Annotated in this window: 24 protein-coding genes and 1 tRNA gene; 9 read left to right on the forward strand and 16 right to left on the reverse strand. The window is 70.1% G+C overall.

Annotated elements, in window-relative coordinates; genetic code table 11:
• Nucleotides 1-72 precede the first annotated feature (72 nt).
• Nucleotides 73-372, forward strand: coding sequence for a DUF2516 family protein (locus P0W64_RS05020; RefSeq protein WP_275478980.1), 300 nt, complete (start codon nucleotides 73-75; stop codon nucleotides 370-372).
• Between the two features lie 73 nt (nucleotides 373-445).
• Complete coding sequence (locus tag P0W64_RS05025; RefSeq protein WP_275478981.1) at nucleotides 446-1,495, forward strand: alpha/beta hydrolase; 1,050 nt, start codon at nucleotides 446-448, stop codon at nucleotides 1,493-1,495.
• 4 nt (nucleotides 1,496-1,499) lie between these two features.
• Here the strand turns inward: P0W64_RS05025 and purU are convergent, their stop codons facing one another.
• Entirely contained in the window at nucleotides 1,500-2,381 is an 882-nt protein-coding gene (gene purU / locus P0W64_RS05030) for a formyltetrahydrofolate deformylase (RefSeq protein ID WP_275478982.1), read from the reverse strand.
• 89 nt (nucleotides 2,382-2,470) lie between these two features.
• Here purU and deoC point away from each other — a divergent pair, with 89 nt between their 5' ends.
• The gene (deoC, locus tag P0W64_RS05035; RefSeq protein ID WP_275478983.1) at nucleotides 2,471-3,175 is read left to right on the forward strand and encodes a deoxyribose-phosphate aldolase; all 705 of its coding nucleotides are present in this window, start codon (nucleotides 2,471-2,473) and stop codon (nucleotides 3,173-3,175) included.
• A gap of 57 nt (nucleotides 3,176-3,232) precedes the next feature.
• Here deoC and P0W64_RS05040 read toward each other — a convergent pair whose 3' ends face one another.
• The 6 genes from P0W64_RS05040 to P0W64_RS05065 form a co-directional block, all read right to left on the reverse strand.
• Nucleotides 3,233-4,537 carry a cytochrome P450 gene (locus P0W64_RS05040; protein WP_275478984.1) on the reverse strand — a complete coding sequence of 435 codons (1,305 nt, stop codon included), beginning with the start codon at nucleotides 4,535-4,537 and terminating at the stop codon, nucleotides 3,233-3,235.
• Nucleotides 4,534-5,331 (reverse strand): DUF2993 domain-containing protein, encoded by a 798-nt coding sequence (locus P0W64_RS05045; protein WP_275478985.1) that lies wholly within the window; start codon nucleotides 5,329-5,331, stop codon nucleotides 4,534-4,536. The genes P0W64_RS05040 and P0W64_RS05045 overlap by 4 nt, the downstream gene beginning before the upstream one ends.
• 17 nt (nucleotides 5,332-5,348) lie before the next feature.
• Nucleotides 5,349-6,158: a carbon-nitrogen hydrolase family protein gene (locus tag P0W64_RS05050; protein ID WP_275479198.1), complete on the reverse strand. Its 810-nt coding sequence runs from the start codon at nucleotides 6,156-6,158 to the stop codon at nucleotides 5,349-5,351.
• A 105-nt stretch (nucleotides 6,159-6,263) separates the two neighbouring features.
• Complete coding sequence (locus P0W64_RS05055) at nucleotides 6,264-7,034, reverse strand: class I SAM-dependent methyltransferase (protein WP_275478986.1); 771 nt, start codon at nucleotides 7,032-7,034, stop codon at nucleotides 6,264-6,266.
• 6 nt (nucleotides 7,035-7,040) lie between these two features.
• Nucleotides 7,041-7,550, reverse strand: coding sequence for a DUF2505 domain-containing protein (locus P0W64_RS05060; RefSeq protein ID WP_275478987.1), 510 nt, complete (start codon nucleotides 7,548-7,550; stop codon nucleotides 7,041-7,043).
• A gap of 67 nt (nucleotides 7,551-7,617) precedes the next feature.
• Nucleotides 7,618-8,121, reverse strand: a complete 504-nt coding sequence (locus P0W64_RS05065) for a DUF2505 domain-containing protein (RefSeq protein WP_275478988.1) — start codon at nucleotides 8,119-8,121, stop codon at nucleotides 7,618-7,620.
• A 24-nt stretch (nucleotides 8,122-8,145) separates the two neighbouring features.
• On the opposite strand from P0W64_RS05065, the gene P0W64_RS05070 reads away from it, so the two are divergent.
• The 3 genes from P0W64_RS05070 to P0W64_RS05080 are packed head-to-tail and all read left to right on the forward strand — an operon-like array spanning nucleotide 8,146 to nucleotide 11,193.
• Nucleotides 8,146-9,186: a UDP-N-acetylmuramate dehydrogenase gene (locus P0W64_RS05070; RefSeq protein WP_275478989.1), complete on the forward strand. Its 1,041-nt coding sequence runs from the start codon at nucleotides 8,146-8,148 to the stop codon at nucleotides 9,184-9,186.
• Nucleotides 9,187-9,196: 10 nt separating this feature from the next.
• Nucleotides 9,197-10,390 carry an Ig-like domain-containing protein gene (locus P0W64_RS05075; RefSeq protein WP_275478990.1) on the forward strand — a complete coding sequence of 398 codons (1,194 nt, stop codon included), beginning with the start codon at nucleotides 9,197-9,199 and terminating at the stop codon, nucleotides 10,388-10,390.
• The gene (locus P0W64_RS05080) at nucleotides 10,360-11,193 is read left to right on the forward strand and encodes a transglutaminase-like domain-containing protein (RefSeq protein ID WP_275478991.1); all 834 of its coding nucleotides are present in this window, start codon (nucleotides 10,360-10,362) and stop codon (nucleotides 11,191-11,193) included. The genes P0W64_RS05075 and P0W64_RS05080 overlap by 31 nt, the downstream gene beginning before the upstream one ends.
• Nucleotides 11,194-11,203: 10 nt before the next feature.
• On the opposite strand, the gene otsB is transcribed toward P0W64_RS05080, so the two are convergent.
• The 4 genes from otsB to P0W64_RS05100 form a co-directional block, all read right to left on the reverse strand.
• On the reverse strand, nucleotides 11,204-11,959 hold the full coding sequence (gene otsB / locus P0W64_RS05085; protein WP_275478992.1) for a trehalose-phosphatase: 756 nt from the start codon (nucleotides 11,957-11,959) through the stop codon (nucleotides 11,204-11,206).
• A 19-nt stretch (nucleotides 11,960-11,978) separates the two neighbouring features.
• On the reverse strand, nucleotides 11,979-13,481 hold the full coding sequence (locus tag P0W64_RS05090; RefSeq protein WP_275478993.1) for a trehalose-6-phosphate synthase: 1,503 nt from the start codon (nucleotides 13,479-13,481) through the stop codon (nucleotides 11,979-11,981).
• Nucleotides 13,478-13,639 carry a hypothetical protein gene (locus tag P0W64_RS05095; protein WP_275478994.1) on the reverse strand — a complete coding sequence of 54 codons (162 nt, stop codon included), beginning with the start codon at nucleotides 13,637-13,639 and terminating at the stop codon, nucleotides 13,478-13,480. The genes P0W64_RS05090 and P0W64_RS05095 overlap by 4 nt, the downstream gene beginning before the upstream one ends.
• A 99-nt stretch (nucleotides 13,640-13,738) precedes the next feature.
• Nucleotides 13,739-15,217 (reverse strand): threonine/serine exporter family protein, encoded by a 1,479-nt coding sequence (locus P0W64_RS05100; RefSeq protein WP_275478995.1) that lies wholly within the window; start codon nucleotides 15,215-15,217, stop codon nucleotides 13,739-13,741.
• A gap of 41 nt (nucleotides 15,218-15,258) precedes the next feature.
• On the opposite strand from P0W64_RS05100, the gene P0W64_RS05105 reads away from it, so the two are divergent.
• Nucleotides 15,259-16,317, forward strand: a complete 1,059-nt coding sequence (locus tag P0W64_RS05105; protein WP_275478996.1) for an SLC13 family permease — start codon at nucleotides 15,259-15,261, stop codon at nucleotides 16,315-16,317.
• Here the strand turns inward: P0W64_RS05105 and P0W64_RS05110 are convergent.
• Entirely contained in the window at nucleotides 16,307-17,467 is a 1,161-nt protein-coding gene (locus P0W64_RS05110; RefSeq protein WP_343232837.1) for a glycerate kinase, read from the reverse strand. The genes P0W64_RS05105 and P0W64_RS05110 overlap by 11 nt on opposite strands.
• A gap of 68 nt (nucleotides 17,468-17,535) precedes the next feature.
• A complete protein-coding gene (locus P0W64_RS05115; protein WP_275478997.1) occupies nucleotides 17,536-17,802 on the reverse strand; it encodes a F0F1 ATP synthase subunit C in 267 nt (88 codons plus the stop codon).
• A 240-nt stretch (nucleotides 17,803-18,042) separates the two neighbouring features.
• Between P0W64_RS05115 and trpS the strand changes: the two genes are divergently transcribed.
• Nucleotides 18,043-19,062, forward strand: a complete 1,020-nt coding sequence (trpS, locus tag P0W64_RS05120; protein WP_343232840.1) for a tryptophan--tRNA ligase — start codon at nucleotides 18,043-18,045, stop codon at nucleotides 19,060-19,062.
• A gap of 80 nt (nucleotides 19,063-19,142) precedes the next feature.
• Here trpS and dmpI read toward each other — a convergent pair whose 3' ends face one another.
• On the reverse strand, nucleotides 19,143-19,325 hold the full coding sequence (gene dmpI, locus P0W64_RS05125; protein ID WP_275478999.1) for a 4-oxalocrotonate tautomerase DmpI: 183 nt from the start codon (nucleotides 19,323-19,325) through the stop codon (nucleotides 19,143-19,145).
• A 121-nt stretch (nucleotides 19,326-19,446) separates the two neighbouring features.
• On the opposite strand from dmpI, the gene P0W64_RS05130 reads away from it, so the two are divergent.
• On the forward strand, nucleotides 19,447-20,319 hold the full coding sequence (locus tag P0W64_RS05130) for a LysR family transcriptional regulator (RefSeq protein WP_275479000.1): 873 nt from the start codon (nucleotides 19,447-19,449) through the stop codon (nucleotides 20,317-20,319).
• Nucleotides 20,320-20,326: 7 nt separating this feature from the next.
• On the opposite strand, the gene P0W64_RS05135 is transcribed toward P0W64_RS05130, so the two are convergent.
• Nucleotides 20,327-20,683 carry an S-adenosylmethionine decarboxylase gene (locus P0W64_RS05135; protein ID WP_275479001.1) on the reverse strand — a complete coding sequence of 119 codons (357 nt, stop codon included), beginning with the start codon at nucleotides 20,681-20,683 and terminating at the stop codon, nucleotides 20,327-20,329.
• Nucleotides 20,684-20,717: 34 nt separating this feature from the next.
• A tRNA-Thr gene (locus P0W64_RS05140) sits at nucleotides 20,718-20,789 on the reverse strand.
• Nucleotides 20,790-20,801 lie beyond the last annotated feature (12 nt).

Here is a 20,801-nt window from a genome sequence, read left to right on the forward strand (position 1 = left end):
CGCGCATGCACAGACGCCCGGCGGTCACCACCCCGCCGGGCTTCTGCTTTCCGACCCGTTTACTCTGGTCGCATGAGCACTTTCGCCTACAACCTCGCGAACATCCAGAATCTGATCTTCCTCGCTCTGCAGGCGGTGGTTCTGGTCGTGGGCGTGTTCGCGCTCGTCCACTGCGCACGCACCCGGGAGGACGCGTTCCGGGCCGTGGGCAAGCTCGAGAAGAAGTACTGGCTGCTCATCCTGGTGGGTGCCGTACTGGTGGACATCGCCCTCGGCGTGATGGGCCTCGTGATCGGTGCGATCGCGGTCATCCTGTACATGGTGGACGTCCGGCCCAAGGTCGACGAGGTGCAGAAGCGCTCGCGGTACTGACCGGTAGCATCACCGTCGTTGTAGAGCGGCCCGCGCCCCGGGCCCACCCGATCCAGACAGGCGAGAAGAGACGATGAAGACTTCCACGAAGCTGGCGCTGGGCGCATCGGCCGCGGCCGTCACCGGCGTCGCCGCCGGCGCCGCGGGTCTCGCGGCGTTCGCCCTCGGGCGCCCGTCGGAGCCGACGAACGCGGTGCTGATCGAGGACTTCGACGGGGTCCGCACGGACCGCATCGTCGTGTCCGGCGACGGCGTGGCGCTGCACGTCCGCGAATGGGGCCCGGCCGATGGGCCGGTCGCGGTGCTCGTGCACGGCTGGACGTGCAACGTCGGGAACTTTCCGCGTCAGGTCGAGCACCTCGTCGGGCGCGGCTACCGCGTCGTCACGTACGACCAGCGCGGCCACGGCTCGTCGGAGGCGGGGGATCCGTCGCGTTACGGCGCCGGCGTGCTCGCCGACGACCTGCGCGCCGTGCTCGCGGACGCGCTGGGCGAGTCCGGGGGCACCGCGCTCCTCGTCGGGCACAGCATGGGCGCTATCAGCATCATGGCCTGGGCCGCGAAGTATCCGGGCGAGGTCGCGCAGCGCGCTCACCACGCGCTCCTGGTGTCCACCTTCGCGGACCGAGCGGTGCCCTCGTTCGTGCGTGCCCGCGGCCTCGGCGTGCTGAACCGCGCGCCGCGCGTGGTGCACGACCTGGGCAGCTCGGTGCTCGGCCGGCCCGTACGGCTGCGGCACAACCGGCTGGACCTCGGCATCCTGCGGTACGCCGCATTGTGCGGCTACGCGTCCTACGGTGCTGTCAAGTACACCGAGGACATGGTCTCGCAGTGTCCGCCGCGGATTCGCGGCGCGTGGGGCCGAGCCCTCGTCGACGTCGACGTGACGGACGGTCTGCGCGCGCTGAATGTACCGACGTCGGTCGCCGTGGGACAGTTCGACCATCTCACCCCGCCGGTGCACGCCGAGCGCATGGCCGCCGAGCTGCGTCTGACCGGCTACTTGGACCGTTTCGCCGTGATTCGCGACGCCGGGCACATGCTGCCGATCGAGCAGCCCGAGAAGGTGAACAACCTGATCGATGCGATCCTCGGCAAGCCGGTTCCGGCGCCCGCGGTCTAGCGTCTCAGGAGAAGACCACGGTCTTGCGTCCGTGCACCAGCACCCTGTCCTCCAGGTGCCAGCGCAGCCCCCGGGACAGCACCAGCTTCTCGATGTCGCGGCCCTGCCGCACCATATCGCTCACCGAGTCGGAGTGATCCACGCGGATCACGTCCTGCTCGATGATCGGTCCCGCGTCCAGGTCCGCCGTCACGTAGTGGCAGGTCGCGCCGATCAGCTTCACGCCCCGCGTGAACGCCTGATGGTACGGGCGTGCGCCGACGAATGACGGCAGGAAGCTGTGGTGGATGTTGATCGCCCGGCCGGCCCACGCCTCGCACAGCTCCGGCGGCACGACCTGCATGAATCGCGCCAACACGACAGCATCGGGCGCGTGCGCGTCGGTGAGCTCCGCGACCCGTGCGAATGCGGCGGCCTTCTCGTCGGCGCCGGCGCCGGGCCTCGGGAACGGCACGTGGTGGAACGGGATGTCCAGGCGCACGCAGAAGTCCTCGAGGTCGGTGTGATTGCCGACGACGGCGGCGATACGTGCGTCGAGCTCGCCGGTGCGGATCCGCCCGACGAGGTCGTGCAGGCAGTGCCCCTCCCTGCTCACCAGGACGACGATGTCGCGCGGCTGATCGCTCGGCGTGAGCCGCCACTCGGTCTCGGGGCCGAGTTGCGCCGCAACCCGCTGCGCGAACCGCGCGCGCAACTCCTCGATGGGGACGCGGACCGAATCGGCGCGCACGGCCTGCCGTGTGAAGAACCATCCGGTGTCCGGATCGGAGTGGTACGCGGCTTCGACGATCCAGCCACCCTCCTCCGCGAGGAAGGTCGAGATCTTGGCCACGATTCCCGTCGTATCGGGGCAGCCCAGGGTCAGGACATAGCGCGCAGTCGTCACGGGGGACAAGTGTCTCACTCGGCGGCCCGGGGTGTGCACGTGGTTGTGGGCTGGGTGGGGCCTCGCCCAGCCTGTGCGAGAGTAGGTCCATGCCAACCCGCAGCGAAGTAGCCGCCCTCGTCGACCACACCCTGCTCAAGCCCGAGGCCACCGACGAGGATGCCGCGCGCGCCGTCGCCGAGGCGGTCGACCTCGGCGTGTACGCGGTGTGCCTGTCGCCGTCGATGCTGCCCATCGACGTCGGCGCCGGACGTGCGGCGAGCGGGCCGGCGCGGGTTGGGGCAGGCCTCAAAACATGTGTGGTGGCAGGCTTTCCGTCGGGCAAGCATCACACACTGGTCAAGGCGGCCGAGGCGCGGATGGCCGTCGAGGAGGGCGCTGACGAGGTGGACATGGTGATCGACATCGGCCATGCCCTGTCTGGCCAGCTGGAGCGTGTGTTCTCCGATGTGCTCACGGTGCGTGAGGCGATCGGCGCCGACGTGGTGCTCAAGGTGATCGTCGAGTCCGCTGCGCTGCTCGGGTTCGGCGACGCCGACCTGCTGAAGTCCGTCTGTCAGGTGGCGGAGCGGGGCGGGGCGTCGTTCGTCAAGACCTCCACCGGTTTCCACCCCAGCGGCGGCGCGAGCGTGGAGGCCGTGCGAATCATGCGCGACTCCGTCTCGCCGCACATCGGCGTGAAGGCGTCCGGCGGCATCCGCACCGCCGAGGCCGCCGCCGCGATGCTCGACGCCGGGGCGGATCGCCTGGGCCTCTCCGGAACCCGCGCGGTGCTCGACGGTTTCGGCGCCTGAGGCCTCGGTCGCATCCGAGCCACCACCTGCCGCCCGCTGCACGGACCACGACCCGGGTCAGCGCAGTCGCACGGGGATCCGCTCGTAGCCGTGCAGGTTGACGAGCGGACGGGGCGTCGGGGGGCCGTCGAGGGCGAGATCGGGGAAGCGCTCGAAGAGCGCGGGCAGCGCGATCGCCGCTTCCATGCGTGCGAGCGCGGAGCCGATGCACGCATGGATGCCAGTGCCGAAGGCGAGGTTGTCGCGGGCGTTCGCGCGCCTGATGTCGAAGTCGGTCGGCCGGTCGAACACCTCGGGGTCGCGGTTGCCGGCGGCCAGAAGCAGCGTCACGATCGCCCCACGCGGGACGCGGGTCCCGGCCACATCGATGTCCTCGGTCGCGAGCCGGGCGGTCGACTGCACCGGGCTCTCGAGGCGCAGTACCTCCTCGATCGCATTGGGCCAGCCGCTGGGGTCGGAGCGCAGGGCGGCCAGGTCGTCGGGTCGATTCAGCAGCAGGACGACGGCATTGCCCAGCAGGTTCACCGTGGTCTCGAACCCCGCGCCGACGAGCAGCGTCGCGTTGGTCGCGAGTTCGCGATCCGTGAGTTCGCGGTCTCCGACCAGGCGCGCGAAGGGATGTTCATCGACCTCCTCGCGGCGCAGCTGCGCGAAATGCCGGGCGAAGAACTCGTCCAGGGAACGCAGGCCTGAGTGCGCCATTCGGAAGGTATGCCACGGCAGGCCCGCGTCGAGGAGCGGTGCCGCCTGTTCGCCCCAGCGGACGAAGTCGGGCACGGCGCCCTCCGGCAGCCGCAGCAGTTCGGCGATCACGTCGGCCGGGAGCAGCGTGGCCCACTCGGCGATCAACTCGGCACCGGCATGCGGTGTGCGCTCGGAGCGTGAGCGCGCCGCGAGCGAGTCGAGCAGCCGGTCCGACACGTCCTGTACGCGCCCGCGTATGCCCTCTATGGCGCGGGGAGTGAAGCTGCGGGCCACTAGCTGCCGGTAGTGCGTATGCATCGGCGGCTCGGTGACCAGCATGGACGGCGGCTCGACGGGATTCGGCAGCCCCGGATCGGTGTGGTCGAGCAGCCACTGAAGGGGACGTGGCATGCCGAAGTCGCTCGGTGTCACCGTCGACCAGCGACGGTCCCGCAGAATCTCCCGGCAGGCGGCGTGTCCCACCACGACGCGTCCCAGGTCGGTCGTGACGACCGGGCCGTGGAGGCGCAGCGCCTCCTGTGCCTCGTGCCGCACGCTCCAGCCGCCGACCCCGAGTGCAAGGCGGGCGAGCGGGTCGCCGCCGCGCGCCCGACGTCCCAGCACCGCCCGCGGCAGACCGTGCATGACGGCCCACCGCGAGGCGAGTGCGGCCGTCATACCGAGCAGCCGCCACCCAGGTCGTTGCTGCCGCTCGCGAGGTCCGCCGGTGTGACGTTCTGCCCGCTGTAGGTGACCGAGACGTTCTGGTCGGTCACGTCGACATCGTCCGCCTTCAGCCCCTTGGGCGTCGGCAGCCCGCCGTCGACGGCGTCGATCAGCTGCTGCGCCAGGTCGTCCGGCACGCCGAAGCCCATGACGTTCACCTTGCCCGCGGTGAGCTGCAGCTTGCCGCCTTTCAGCTCGGGCTTGAGATTGATCTCGAGCGGCGCGAACAACATAGTGCCGGTGATGTCGATGGTGCCGGCGCCCTTGTCCAGCTTCACCTTGGGGTCGCCGACCAGCGGGACGCTCTTGACGCGGGACAGGATGCCGTCCGACGACATGGAACCCACGACTGTGGCGGACCCGATCTTGTTGTCGCCCTTGACCTGCACGTCGGTGAGGTGAAGCTTGGCGGACAGTCCGGGTGTGTTGTTCAGGTTGTCGGGTATGTCGATGTCGATCGACGGCGCCGTACCGCTGGCGTACTGCAGCAGCACCGGCTTCTTGGACAGCGACACCTTGGCGTCGGCGCCTGTGCCCTTCTTGACCATGTCGGCGATGCAGGATGTGGAGCTGTGGCGGAACCACAGCTCGGATCCGACGAGCACGATCACGAGGAGGGCGACGAGCCCGACGGCGGACAGCCCGACGATCCTGCCGGTGGAGCGCTTACGTCCGGGCTTCGCTACACGCGAGGTGACCCCGCCCGCGGGCGGGGTCTGCTGGGGGTTGTTCGGCGGAGTATCCATCGGGCGCCATTCTTACATCAGGGTCTGACAGACCGGTGTGGGTGTCGGAAGTCACGGCGGTTCGCGAGGACGGGCAACGTCTCACGGACCGCGGCCACGCGGTCCGTGTCGATGTCGACCACGAGCAGGTCCGGGCCGGGCCCGGCCTGTGTGAGTATCTCGCCGTCGGGGCCCACGGCGAGGGACCCGCCGACACCGCGGGGCGCGCCGCGCGGATCCGGTTCCCCGGGATCGGCCTGGTCACAGGCCACTACGTAGGTCGTCGTGTCCAGCGCGCGGGCGCGGGCGAGCGTGGTCCACGCGTCGAGCTTGCCGGGGCCGGCGCCCCACGACGCGGCCACCGCGATCACGTCGGCACCCGCGTCGGCCAGTGCCGTGAACAGGGCGGGGAAGCGGATGTCGTAGCAGATCGTCAGGCCGACCCGCACCCCGTCGACTTCGACGGTGACGGCCTCGTCACCCGGCGCGACGGTGCGCGACTCGACGAAACCGAAGGCGTCGAAGAGATGCACCTTGGAGTAGCCGGTGCGGCCGTCCGGGCCCGCCACCAGGAGTGTATTGGCGACACGGTCACCCGACGGTGTGAACATACCCGCCGCAACGGTCACGCCGTGCTCGTGGGCGCTCTGCGCCACCCGGTCCGCCCACGGCCCGTCCAGAGGCTCGGCGACCGGGGCCAGCGGCACGCCGAACCGGCACATCGTGGCCTCGGGGAACACGACCAACCGCGCCCCGGCTTGCGCGGCGCGCGCGGTGTAGTCGGCGACCAGATCGGCGTTGTCCCCCGGGCGGTCGGACGCGGCGACCTGCGCCAGCGCGATCCGCAGTTCGGTCATGCCGTCGAGCGTACGTGTACGGATCGCGTCTGTGCGGGTGCGGTGTTGCGATATCCGCGATGCCGGGGGGTGCGGCGGACGATCTGCCGTCCTGGATCAGGGTGCGACCAGCCGCCAGGGGACGGTCAGGACGCTGTCTCGGCGAGGGTGCGTCGCGGGGATCCCCGTGTGCTCGGCGAGCATGGCGGCTGCCGCGCGCCAGCGCAGGCGGTTCCCATAGGGCGCGTATCCCGCGGCGTGGTCCCAGCACTCGTCCGCCTGCTGCAACAGGGTGTGGATGCGTTCACCGGAGACGTTGCGGTGGATGAGTGCCTTCGGCAGGCGCTCGGCGAGCTCGGACGGGCGGTCGGTGAAGCCCGGCGCCCAGGCCAGGGTCAGCGAGATCGGGCCGGACGGCCCCAGCAGCACCCAACAGCAGCGGCGGCCGAGCTCGTCGCATGTGCCCTCGATCAGCCGCCCGCCGGGCCGCAGGCCCGCCAGCATCGTCGCCCAGGCATCGGCGACCTCGTCCTCGTCGTACTGGCGCAGGACGTTGAACGCGCGGATCAGGTTCGGTCGTAAGCCGGCGAGCTCGAAGCCGCCGCGCGCGAACTCGACGCCGCCGCGGCCCGGAACGACCCGGTCGGGGTCGATCTCGAGGCCCACCACGTGCACACCGGGTGAGATCCGGCGCAGCCACCCGGCCCACTCGAGGGTGGTGTCCGGACGGGCGCCGTAGCCGACGTCCACGGCCAGCGGCGACGCCCCGGACAGGGTCCGCGCGACGTCGGGGTGGTGTGCCGTCCAACGATCGCTGCGGCGCAGGCGGTTGGGGCCGGTCGTACCGCGCGTGATCCGGCCCTCGGGCGCGGGCGCCCTATCCGACACCGTTCGTCAGAGGCTCTTGTCGACCCAGTACTTCGTGTACTCGGCCTCGGCGCGGAACAGATCCACGAGGTTGATCAGGATCAGTTGCTCCAGCTTGTGCCCGATGAAGGGCACGAAGACCTTGACCACCGTGGTGTATCGCATGGTGCAGCCGGTCTCGGTGTCGAACAGGTCGACGTCGCCTTTCAGCGAGCCCGGTCCCGCGGGCACCGACGCCGAGTACTCGCCCTCCGAGTGCTCGCCGTCCCACGCGCCGTAGAACTCGTTGCGGGTGATGATCATGTCCTTCTTCATCACCGACTGCGCGACGGGGGGCAGGTACTCGTGCGGCAGGTTCTGCTTCTGGACGACGGTGACGCCCTCGCCGGTGACCTCGAACTCCGCCAGCTCGGAGAGCGGCGTGACGTTCCGGAAATCGGTCATCTTCTCGTCCCAGTACTCCTTCTGCGAGTACGCCTTGTACATGACCTCCGCGGGGAACGGGAAGCGCGCAGAGTAGCTGAGCCGTCTAGCCATGCGGGGTACGTTATCGGACCCGTACCCGCGCACCACAAATCGGCGTCGCCCGGGTGTGGCTTCCGGCTCAGTGCGCCTTCACCCACTCCACGGTGAAGTCGCGCTCGCGCTCCATGAGCTCCTGCAGGTTCTCGACGACGAGTGACTCGACCTTCTTCGCCACGAACGGTATGCCCACCTCGGCGGATCCGGTCGCCGTGATGCGCGAGGAGTCGTCGGTCACCGGCTCGAGCACTGCAGTACCGCTGAGCTGCGCCGGAGCTCCGTCGATCTTGGCGCTGAAATCGCACGTCGAGCCGCTTTCGGAGAGCGGCCCCCAGGATTCGGTGCGGTGGATCTCCAGCCCGCCGGGGCGGATCGCCGTGACCACGGGAGGCAGCCGGTCCTCTCCGATCGTATGCACCACGCGTACCTGCACGCCGCCGTCCGAGATCGCCAGCTCCTCGACGCGCGCGCCCTCGCCGCCGACCTCCGCGACACGCGCGTGCCAGTACTCCTCGGTGAGGTATGCGGAGATGAGGGCGCGGGCTGCGATGGGGTAGTCCAGCGAGCGCTCGAGACGGGTAGCCATGGGCGGACACGTTACCGTTGCCGGGTGCCGAAGCTGATATCGGAGCTGACCACCCTGCGTCTGGGCGGGCCCGCGGACGATTACGTGCGAGCAGAGACCGCGTCGGAGATCGTCGACGCCGTCACCCGCCTCGACGCTGCGGAGACGCCCGTGCTGCTCGTCGCGGGCGGGTCCAACCTGGTCGTGTCGGACGCGGGCTTCCGCGGCACCGTCGTGCACCTGGCCGGGGGCGACGTGCGGATCGAAGGCGACATGGTGACCGCCGACGCCGGCGCGACGTGGGACGACGTCGTCGCACGGACCGTCGAGGCGGGGCTGGGCGGGCTCGAATGCCTGTCCGGTATCCCCGGGTCCGCGGGAGCGACGCCCGTCCAGAACGTGGGCGCGTACGGGGTCGAGGTCGCGGACCGGCTGATCGGTGCGCGCCTACTGGACCGGTCTACCGGTCGGGACCGCTGGGTAGAGCCCGCGGAGCTGAAGCTGACCTATCGTTCGTCGCGACTCAAGCACTCCGACGACGAGGTGGTGCTCGCCGTGCGCTTCCGCCTCACTGCGGGCGCGAGCGCGCCGGTGAAGTATGCGGAGCTGGCGCGGACGTTGGGCGTCGGGCCGGGGGACACCGCGTCGCCCGGCCGGGTGCGCGAGGCGGTGCTGGCGCTGCGCCGCGGTAAGGGGATGGTGCTCGACGAGGCCGACCACGACACGTGGAGTGTCGGCTCGTTCTTCACGAACCCGGTAGTCCCGGCCGCCGATGCGGAAGCGGTGCTGGAACGGATCACAGCTGCTACCGGCATGGAGCCTCCGCGCTACCCCGCTCCGGACGGGGTGAAGCTCTCGGCCGGCTGGCTCATCGAGCGTGCCGGCTTCCCGAAGGGTTATTCGGGCGGTCGGCAAACCGTATCTCTGTCTACGAAACACACCCTTGCGTTGACCAATCGCGGGGGCGCGACCACCGCCGACCTGCTGGCCCTGGCTGCGGAAGTGCAACGCGGGGTCGCCTCCCGGTTTGCTGTGAACCTGCTGCCGGAGCCGGTGCTGGTCGGGGAAAGCGTTCGGGGGCAGTAGGATCGACCCCATGCAACAACACTCTCCGGCGGAGGTGGGGCGCCGGACGGTGCTCGCCGCGCTCGCAGCAGCAGCGGGCGGCATCTCCCTCCTCGCCGCCTGCGGGAAGGACGGGTTCTCGAAGAAGGAGCCGACCAAGCCCGCCGCGACCTTCGTATTCATCCCCGCCGACGGGGCCAAGGCGCCGTCGCCGACCGCGGAGATATCCGTCGCCGTGAAGAACGGCACGTTCTCTCCGGGAGTGAAGCTGACCAACGCGTCGAGTGGCAAGCAGGTCGCGCTCCGCGGGTCGGCGGACAAGACCAAGTACACCGTCGACGAGCCCCTCGGCTACGGGGTGAAGTACCAGTGGTCGGGGCAGGCTGCGGGTACGGATGGTAAGACCGTCACCCTCGACCACAGCTTCACCACCTATCAGCCCACCGGCACGGTGTCCGCTGTGATCAACATCGCAGACGGGCAGGAGGTCGGCATCGCGGCCTCGCTGATGCTGCAGTTCGACCAGTCCATCGAGGACAAGGCTGCGGTCGAGAAGGCGCTCACCATCACCGCCGAGCCCGCTACCGAGGGCGCGTGGGCGTGGCTTCCGGACGACAACGGCTCGCGCGTGCACTGGCGGCCGAAGGAGTACTGGCAGCCGGGCACCAAGGTGAGCATGACGGGCAAGCTGTACGGTCTGGACTACGGGAACGACGCCTTCGGCGATTCCGATGTGACCTCCAACTTCGTCATCGGCCGCTCGCAGATCGTCAAGGCCGACGCCCCGTCGCACGAGATCGTGGTGATGCGGGGTGACCAGGTCTACCAGCGGTTCCCGTGCTCGTACGGCGAAGGTGACCTGGCGCGCAATATCACGCGCACGGGCGTCCACGTAGTGAGCGAGAAGCACGAGGACTTCTACATGTCCAACCCCGCGGCCGGGTACTTCAACGTGCACGAGCGCTTCGCGGTCCGGATCTCCAACAACGGCGAGTTCATCCATGCGAACCCGAACACTATTGGCGACCAGGGCAATTCGAATGTGACAAACGGTTGTATCAACCTGTCGCTGGACAATGCGCAAGCGTACTTCCAGGGCGCGGTCTACGGCGATCCGGTCGAGGTGACGGGAACGTCGATCCCGCTGTCGAGCGCCGACGGTGACATCTACGACTGGACCATAGACTGGCCCACGTGGTTGTCGATGAGCGCACTGAAGAAGTAGTCCGCACCGACGTCTCGTCCGAGCTGAGCGTGACGGTCCTCAGGCCGACGGTGCTCGAGTTCCAGATCTCGGTCGCGCACCTGCGCGGCGTCGAGGTCGACGAGACGCTCGAGTTCACCGTCGACGGCGAGCGGGTCGATCCCACGTCGGTCGTCGGCGAGCACGGTGGGCGGATCCACCGGTTCGAGGCGGCCGCGTCGCAGGTGCGGGCCGAGTACCGCGCGCGCATCGCGGGCACGCCGGAACCAGCGCCGCTCGATGAGTTCCACCGGTCCCTATACCTGCGCCCCTCGCGCTACGCCGAGTGCGACAAGTTCTACGGATACGCCGCGAAGCAGTTCCGCGGCATCGATGACGAGTACGAACTGCTCACGGCCATAGTCGAGTTCGTATCGGAGCGGCTGGACTACATACCCGGCTCGTCCGACCCCATCGACGGGGCGACGGACACCCTGCTCGCGGCCGCCGGCGTGTGCCGCGACTACGCGCACCTCGTGATCGCGCTGCTGCGTGCGGTAAAGATCCCGGCGCGGCTCGCGGCCGTGTACGCACCGGGGTGCAGTCCGATGGACTTCCACGCCGTCGCGGAGGCACTCATCGGCGACACCTGGTACGTGGTCGATGCCACCGGCCTGGCGCCGCGGCAGTCGATGCTGCGGATGGTGACCGGTCGCGACTCGTCCGATACGGCCTTCCTGGACAACCACGGCGGAGCCATCCGGCTCGACTCGATGACGGTCACCGCCGTCGTGGCCGGCCGGTTGCCGGTCGACGACGGGAGGTCGTTGGTGACTCTGGGCTGAGGCGTGGCCCTCAGCCCTCGGACCGGCGCAGACGCAGCAGCTCGTGCAGCGCGTCCAGTACGGAATCCGGGTCCGGAACACGGTATTTCGCGACGGTATCGCCGGGCCCGACCTTCACGGAGACATCCGGGGGTGCGAGGACCGCGAAGGCTTTCTCGTCGGTGACGTCGTCGCCGAGGTAGAGCACGCCGTCGGCGCCGGTCGCGGCCCGCAGCGTCTCCAGCGCGCGCCCCTTGGAGGCCTCGACGACGGCGAGCTCCAGCACCGCCTTGCCCTCCGTCGCCTGCACGCCCGCCAGTGCTGCGGGGCCTCGGCGCGCCTCGTCCAGGGCGGCCTCGGCACCGGTGGCCACGTTCCGCACGTGCAACGCGGCGCTCGTCGGCTTGATCTCGACGGCTGCACCGGCGTACTCGGCGGCGACCGCCTCCAGCCGCTCGATCACGGCAGCCAGCAGGGCCCGCTTGTTCGGGGTGAGCGTCTCGCCTGCGAAACCGTCGTCGAACTCCGCGCCGTGGCTCCCGACGGTGATGATCCCGTCGCCGGCGCCGGAGAGGGACAGCAGCGTGGCGCGGTCGCGCCCGGATATCAGCGCCACTGTCACGCCCGGCAGTGCGGCCAGTTCCCGCAGTGTCTCGACGGTGCCCGGCAGCGGGAACGCCCGTGCGGGATCGGTGACGATGGGCGCCACCACGCCGTCGTAGTCGGTTGCTACCAGGATCGTGGGAAGTTCTGCGAACGCGCGCAGCGCCCCCTCGACGACCGTCATCGCGCGGCCTCAGCGACCGTCACTGCCCGTCCCCGGTATCGCGCACGGTATCGATGTGACCGGAGAGCGTGTCCAGGAACGACCGCGCCCACAAGTCCACGTCGTACTGCAGGACCTGGCGGCGCATCGCGCGGATGCGCTTGCGGCCCTCCTCCCGGTCCTGGTGCACGGCGTCGTCGATGGCATTCTTGACGCCGTCCAGGTCGTGCGGGTTGCACTGGTAAGCCTGCTTGAGTTCCGCTGCAGCGCCGGTGAATTCGCTCAACACCAGCGCGCCGCCGCCATCGGGCCGGCACGCCAGGTACTCCTTGGCCACGAGGTTCATGCCGTCCCGCAACGGGGTCACGAGCATCACGTCCGCGGCGGAGAAGAACGCGAGTAGCTCGTCGCGCGGCACGGGGCGGTGGATGTAGTGGACCGCGGGATGCCCGACGCGGCCGTACTCGCCGTTGATGCGGCCGACCTGCCGCTCGATGTCGTCGCGCATGGTGCGGTACGACTCGACGCGTTCGCGCGACGGCGTGGCGAGCTGAACGAACACGTGCTCGGCGGGATCGAGGCGGCCCTCGGCATAGAGTTCGCCGATCGCACGTAGCCGCACGTCGATGCCCTTGGTGTAATCGAGCCGGTCGACGCCCAGCATGACCTTCGCGGGGTCGCCGAGCTCGCGGCGCAGTCGTTTGGCGCGGGCCTTGGTCTCTGCGGTGCGTGCGGTCCGGTCGAGCTCGGCCGAGTCGATGGAGATGGGGAAGGCGCCGACCCGCACGGACCGGAACCCCACGCTGACCACGCCGAACCTGCTGCGCACCCCGACCTGGCCGCGCGAGGTGTTGTAGCCGCAGAGCCGCTTGGCCAGGTAGAGGAAGTTCTGCGCGCCGCCCGCCAGGTGGAAGCCGACCAGGTCGGCGCCCAGGATCCCCTCGATGATCTCGGTCCGCCACGGCATCTGCATGAAGAGCTCGACGGGCGGGAACGGGATGTGGAGGAAGAAACCGATGCGCAGGTCGGGGCGCAGCATCCGCAGCATCCTCGGGACCAGCTGCAGTTGGTAGTCCTGGACCCAGACGGTGGCGCCCTCGGCCGCGACGGACGCCGTCGCCTCGGCGAAACGGCGGTTCACGTCGACGTAGGTGTTCCACCACTCGCGGTGGTACTCGGGTTTGACGATGACGTCGTGGTACAGCGGCCAGAGGCTGCCGTTGGAGAAGCCCTCGTAGTGCTCGTTGACCTCCTGCTGTGACAGCTGGACGGGAACGAGCGTCATGCCGTCGCCGACGACGGGTCCGTCGCCCACGTCGGGGGCTCCCGGCCATCCGACCCAGGCACCCTGCCGGGCGGCGAGGATCGGCTTCAGCGCGGTCACCAGACCACCGGGGGACTGCTTCCAGGTCAGTGTGCCGTCCGCATCGCGGACGACGTCCACGGGCAGCCGGTTGGCGACGACGACGAAGTCGGCGGCGTCACTGGACGGAGCGGCCTCGCCCGAGGGGGCGAAGTCGCCCGAGGCGGCGGAGTCGGTCACGCCTCCTTCGGGCCGATCCCCAGCATCGCGAGCAGCGTCCGGCACTCGTCGGCGTCGGTCGCGTACGCGGCCACGACGCGCTGCGCCTGCCGGGCGGTCTCGTCCGCGAGCGGTACGAGCTCGTCGTCGCTGATCTCCGGCGTGGTCTTGGGGGGCATCTGGCACCTAACGTATCGATTGCGCGTTCGCGCCCCGGATGGGCGCATCGGGGCCGATTTTACCGCGTGAGGCGCGGTCGCGCCGAGTCGGCCGGATCGTCACGCCAGGTCCTCCGGCTCGGCGTCCACGACGCGCAGCCGGCGCGGCCGTCCTCGTCGGCGGTCGAGGACGACGCGCGGCCGGTGGATATCGCCGAGGCTCATCGTGATCCTCGGGCGACGCGCGGTGCGGGCCATCCACTCGCCGAGGGTGACCCCTGCCGCGAGCGAGCAGCCGATGGCGAGTGCCGAGACCATGGAGGACAGTGCGGCGGAGGTCTGATCCTCCAGGATCTGCGAGATCGCGCGGTACACCGCGAGGCCCGGCACGAGTGGGGTGATGCCTGCGACGGCGACGATGATCGGCGGCACCACCGCGCGGCGCGCGAGCAGGCCACCGGCGAAGCCCACGACCACGGCGGCCGTGCCGGACGCGACCACCGGGCCGAAGCCCGTGTTCATCATTCCTCCCGCGACCAGAGCGCCGACGCCGCCGGACAGGAACGACGCTGCGAGCGCTCGGCGCTGGGCGTAAGAGGCGACGCCGAACGCCGTCGCCGTGGCGCCGCCCGCGAGTACCGCGATGGGCAACGGTGCGAACGACAGGCCCGACTGATCCAGCGGCGGCAGGCTGGCTCCCAACTGAGAGCCCACCTTCAGTGCGAGGCCGACGCCGGCGACCACACCGCCCGTGAACACCAGCACCTCGAAGAATCGTGCCGCCGCGGTCACCGGCGCACCCGTTATCGCGTCCTGCACCGAACCGACCAGCGAGAGCCCCGCCAGCAGGACGACGATGCCGGCCACGGTCATCCGGTAGGGCTCGACGTCCCAGTCGAACGCGATGGACAGCCGGTAGACGACGATCGCGGGCAACGTCGCGAAGAAGCCGCCCACGACCTGCTGGAAGAAGAACGGCAGGCCGAGCCGGCCCAGGCCCCTGTTGATCGCGTAGATCAGGGCGGTGGTCGCGAGGGATACCGCGGCGATCGGGGCCGACCCGCCGACCAGGAAGGTGATCGACGCGCCCATCGCCGCCCAGCCGAGCACGGCCACCCAGCGCGAATACGGGTGCGGTGCCGACACGATCTCCGCGAGGCGCTCGGAGGCCTCGTCGGGTGCGAGGCGGCCGTCGACGATCCTGCGCACCACGCCGTCGACGTGCCCGAGTCGGGTGTAGTCGAGCGATCGCTTGGTGACCCGGCGCATCGCCGTCACCGCCGGGAGCGTGCGTCCGCGCCCCGCCCAGATCTGGATCGAGTCGTAGGTGACGTCGACCTCGGCGTCCAGGCCGTACGCGGACGCGACCATGCGGACCTGCGCACTCGTGTCGATCGCTCCGGTGCCCGCGTCCAGCAGGATCTCACCGACGGTGACCGCGACGTCCAGGATCTCGGTGACCGCGGCCTCGTCGGTGAGGTCGATGGGTTGCAGCAGGCTTACCGCCGGAATGGCCGCGGTGTCCACAGTGGCCTGCCGCCCCCCGAAAACCGCGTCACGCAACCGCCCGACCTGCTCGTGCAGCTCCACCGCGGGCACCCCCTCTCGCTATGTATCGATACTCACGCAAGGATAGGGCGGTGGTGTCCTTCGCCGAACAGGTCGGTCCCGTTCTGGCCTTCTTGCTCGCGATCACCGTCGTCGCCGAGATCGCCCACCTCGCAGGGGTGTTCGAGGTCGCGGGGTACGCGGCGGTGCGCGCGGGTGGTGGCCGGGTGCGGCTGCTGTGGCTGCTGGTGGTCGCTCTCGCGTGCGCGGCGACGGTGCTGTTGAGCCTCGACACGACCGCCGTGCTGCTCACCCCGGTGGTCCTCGCGGCCGCGCGGCGCGTGCGCGCGCCCGCGCTCCCGTTCGCGATGACGACGGTGTGGCTGGCCAACACCGCCTCGCTGCTGCTGCCGGTCTCGAATCTGACGAACCTGCTCGCCGTCTACCACCTGCCCGGTGTGCGCGCGTACATCGCCGTCGCGTGGCGGCCGGCTCTGGTCGCGGTAGCGGTGACGGTGGCCGTGCTGTTCGCGCTGCACCGTCGTTCGCTGCGGGGCGGCTACGGTCCGGTGGCCGCCCCGGTCATCGCGGACCGGGTGCTGCTGTGGTCGGCGGCCGGGGTGTGTCTGGCGCTCGCGCCGGCATTCGTCTCGGGCGTCATGCCCGCCATCCCCGCGGCCGTTGCGGCGGTGGTGCTGGTCGCACTCGTCGCCTGGCGGGATCCGGCGGCGCTGCGTCGGCTCGCAGTGCCGTGGCGCATGGTCCTCGTCCTGTCGGCCGTGTTCGCCGCCGCGCAGTGGTTGCTCTCGCTCGGTCTCGACGGGGCGGTGCGCGCCGCTGCGGGCGCGGGTTCGTCGGTAGCTGATCTGCTGCGGCTGGCCGGGCTCGGCGCGGCCGCGGCCAACGGCGTGAACAATCTACCCGCGTATCTGGCGCTCGAGCCCGCAGCGATCGGGTCGCCGGAGCGGCTCGTCGCATTGCTGATCGGCGTGAACCTGGGTCCGGTGGTCACGCTGTGGGCATCGCTGGCGACGGTGCTGTGGCGTCAGCGATGCGCGCGCGCGGGTGTGCCGATCCGCCTGTGGCCGTTCGCCTGGCAGGGGCTGCTGCTGGCGTGCTGCGTGATCCCGCTCGCGGTGCTCAGCCTGTGAGTTCTGCGCCGATGTCCAGGCCGATCCGCTTCAGCACCTCGTAGGTGAGCTGCGGATCGTGTTCGGTGTCGCCGTCCGTGTATTCGCTCAGCACGTAGACGCGGGCGAATCCGGCGTCGGCCCAATCGGATTCGGGCAGCGTGCAGCGGCCGGCGGCGACCGAGACCGGGACTGTCGCGCGGGCCGCCAGCACCGACAGCAGCTTGCCGTGCCCCGTCTGGTCGTCGACACTGCCCTCGCCGGTGACCACGAGGTCCGCCCCGGCAGCGCGCTCGTCGAACCCGAGCAGGTCGAGGAAGAACTCGGCGCCCGAGGTCATTCGCGCGCCGAGCAGCAGGGCCGCGAAACCGAGCCCGCCCGCGGCGCCCGCGCCGGGCGCCGCGGCGAGTTCGGCGGCCCGGGGGAACGTCGGTTCGAGCGCGCGCACGAGCGAGTGCATGCCGGCGTCGAGTCGCTCGACCTGCTCCGAGGTGGCGCCCTTCTGCGGCCCGTAGACGGCGGCAGTGCCGCCGGGCCCGGTCAGCGGGTTCAGTACGTCTCCGGCGACCACGAACTCGACACCTGTCAGGTCCGGGCCGGCCGGCACCTCGGCGATCGAGCCGAGGGACGCGCCGCACGCCGGGAGCGCCTCGCCGTCGGCCGCGAGGAGCCGGTAGCCGAGCGCGCTCAGCAACCCGAGCCCCGCGTCGGTGGACGCGCTGCCGCCGAGCGCGAGGACGACGCGGGTGGCTCCAGCGTCGATCGCGGCCGCGACCGCTCGGCCGAATCCCAGGCTGGACGCGCCGAGCGGGTCTCTCACGCCCGCAGGGAGGGTTGCGAGGCCGCAGGTGTCGGCGACCTCGACCACCGCGGTGGTGCGGGCGACCGCATCGTCTCCGCAGAGCGCGATGCGAGACTCCCGCGGGGCGCCCAGTGCGTCCACCACCTGGACCGGGATCGCGGTGAAACCGGCAGCCACCGCCGCCGCGACGCTTCCATCACCGCCGTCCGCGAGGGGGAGTGTCTCGGCCTGGACGCCTGCGGTGGCCAGGCCGAGAGCGAGTGCATCGGCGACGTGCGCTGCGGTGAGACTGCCCTTGAACTTGTCAGGGGCGACGAGCGCGCGCACGGTCCGCCGCGCCGGGGTGTCGGTGTATCGGGGCTCGCGCACGTGTCAAGCATGGCGTGACCGGTTGTGGCCGTCCACTCGCGGAGCCCGCCGGGTCGACGACCACCGGGTCACCCTCCTGGTGTGGCGAAGACGAACAGCGCCATGAACGCGACGTTGATGAAGAATGCCGCCTCGACCAGACCGACCGTGATGAGGAACGGCCCGAACATCCGCTGCTGAGCCTCAGGCTGTCGCGCGACTCCGGCGATCAGCTGTGCCCCGGCCATGCCGTCGCCGATGCCGGCGCCGATCGCACCGCCCGCCAGCGTGATCCCGCCTGCCACCATCGATCCGGTTCGGACCAGCCCGTCTATGAGTGCTGGGTCGGTAGCCATACCTTCTCCTTTAGATCGATTGATCTAAATATAGATCGACTGATCTAAAGACGCAACACGGGACCAACGGGCTATCCTGGCCCGGTGATGGACATCCGACAGGCCTGGTGGCGGCTGCGTAGGCAGCCCGTCTAACCACGTCCGCGGGCTGTACGCAGCCCGCGTGCCGACCCGTCTGGAGCGCGTTCTCGTGCAGCCCTGAACTCTCAGGAGCACACGTTGAACACCTTCTCCGCAACCGTGACCCGTAGCGACGCGCTGCGTGCCGAGGTCGACGATCACCCGCGCGACTACCGCCTTTCGACCGGTGAACGGCCGACCGGGCCGCTGCACCTCGGGCACTATTTCGGCACGATCCGCGAGCGCGTCCGCCTGCACCGTCTGGGCGTCGACACCTTCGTCGTCCTGGCCGACTACCAGGTGGTGACGGACCGGGACGTGACCGGTGAGGTCCGCGCGAACGTCTACGGCGCGGTCCTCGACTACCTGGCTGCGGGTATCGACCCGACCACCGCGACGATCTTCACCCACTCGGCCGTTCCGGCTCTGAATCAGTTGATGCTTCCGTTCCTGAGCCTCGTCACCGAGGCCGAGTTGCACCGGAATCCGACCGTCAAGGCCGAGCACGCCGTGTCGGGCAGGGCACTGAGCGGCCTGTTGCTCACATACCCCGTGCACCAGGCGGCCGACATCCTGTTCTGCAAGGCGGGCCTGGTGCCTGTCGGCAAGGACAACCTGCCGCATGTGGAGGCGGCTCGCACCATCGCCCGGCGCTTCAACAACCGGTACGGTGAGGTCTTCCCGGAGCCGCGGCCGATGCTCACGGACGCGCCCGAGGTTCCCGGTCTGGACGGCCGCAAGATGTCCAAGAGCTACGGCAACGCCATAGCCCTGTCGATGACCGCGGACCAGACCGCCGACGTGATCCGCCGTGCGCCGACGGACGCGGACCGGCGGATCACGTTCGATCCGGCCCGGCGGCCCGGAGTGTCGGCCCTGTTGACCACCGTCGCGCTGTGTACCGGACGGGACGAACACGCCATCGCCGACGAACTCGGCGATGGCGGCGCCGGGGCGTTGAAGCGGTTGACCACGGATGCAGTCAACGGCCTTCTCGCCCCGCATCGCCTGCGCCGCGACGAACTCGCACGGGATCCGGATCGAGTGCGCGATGTATTGCGCGACGGGAACCGGCGCGCGGCGGTTGTCGCACGCCGCACCCTCGACGAGGTTCGGGCTGCGATGGGGACGGTGTACTGAGGTTCGGTGACCTCTGACCGTCTGCCCGCGGATCCCGTAGGGCAGACGACCAGAGGCGCGACCTGATCGTTCCCCTCCGGCTACTTGTCGGCCGTCAGCCTCCCCGCGGCGCCCCAGCTGTCGGCGGGTACCTCGTGGATCCAGACCTGGACGGCTTCTGCGGGCATCTCGTAGGCGTCGACGAACGCGTCCGTGATCCTGCGGACCAGTTCACGCTTGAGCTCGACGCTGCGCGGGCCCTGCTGCACGGTGACGATCGGCATCTGATTCTCCTTGGTGTGGTTGATGATTCGGTCTCCAACAGTCCACACACGGAAACCGCCGTGACCAAGGCCCGATCCGTATTCGCAGCGATCACCGATCGTGATCGCGCATACTGTCGGGGTGGAGCTGCGGCAACTGCGGTACTTCGTCACCGTCGCGGAGGAACTGCACTTCGGCCGCGCCGCGGATCGCCTGCACATCGTCCAGGCCGCGGTGAGCCAGCAGATCCGCCGCCTGGAGCGGGACCTGGGCGTCGAACTCTTCGACCGCACACCCCGGACGGTGCGCCTCACCGACGCGGGCAGGCTCTTCCTGCCGCAGGCTCGTGCCGTGCTGGCGGCAGAGGGCAGGGCACGTGCCTCGGTCGCACGCTTCGTGGGTGGCGCGCCCACCGCCCTACGGCTCGGGACGAGCCACGGACTCGGCGAGCACCTGGACCGGGTTCTGGACGCCCTGGTCTCGCTCGTGCCGGGGCTCAGCGTCGAACTGGTCGCGGCTGCGACGCAGGAGAGGCTCGACCGGGTTCGCGCCCACACGCTGGACGCGACCTTCGTGCGCGGCGTGGCGGACAGTCCCGAGCTCAGGCTGATCCCGCTGTGGCGGGACCGCCTCCTGGTCGCGCTGCCCGCCGCCCATCCCGCAGCCGCGGGCGACGAGATCGACCTCGCGGACCTCGCCCGGATGCCTCTGCGTATCGTCGAGCGCACCCGGAACGCGCCGCTCCACGATCTGGTGGTGGCGTCCTGTCGCGACGCGGGTTTCGAACCCGTCCTCGGGCCGCCGACCACTACTCTGCAGGACAACCTGGCCGCAATCGGCAGCAGCGACGACGCGTGGACGGTGTTCTACGAGCCCTTTGCGCACAGCGTGCGCACCTCGCGGGTCGCCATGCGGCCGACCGCGACGCCGATCGTCATGGAGACCCTGCTCGCGGTGTCCGAGGCGAACCCGCCGCGGTACCTGGGCCAGTTGCTCCACGCATGCAGGTACTGAGACGCCCCTAGAACGCCTCCTGCTCGGTCTCGGTCATCCGGAAGTAGTCACGGGTGTAACGGACGGCCGCGGCGGCGTCGAACGCCTTGCAGGTGAACACGATCAGCGATAGGAATCGCTGCGTCTGCCACACGTACAGGGAGATTCCGGAGTCGACGAGCGGGATGAACGCGTCGAACCCCTCGTTGCCGTTCTCGCTACGCCCCTGCGGCGCGAACACGGCGGGCTCCCCGTATGTGCGCAGATCGAGCGACCGCGGCAGGCCGAGTAGGAAGTCGCGCACGGTCTCCTCGCCGACGTCGACCGTGAAGAACCCCTCGAGGAGTAGCCGCTGGCGGGTGATGGAGGGGGCGAGGTCTCGCATGGCTGCACCGAGCAATCGGGTCGGGTTCGGGACGAGCCCCCGGTCGGGATCGAACCGACGACCTTCGCTTTACAAGAGCGGTGCTCTACCACTGAGCTACGGAGGCGTGGCCGGCGAG

The sequence above is a fragment of the Tsukamurella sp. 8F genome (genome assembly GCF_029167375.1).
Lineage (GTDB): Bacteria > Actinomycetota > Actinomycetes > Mycobacteriales > Mycobacteriaceae > Tsukamurella.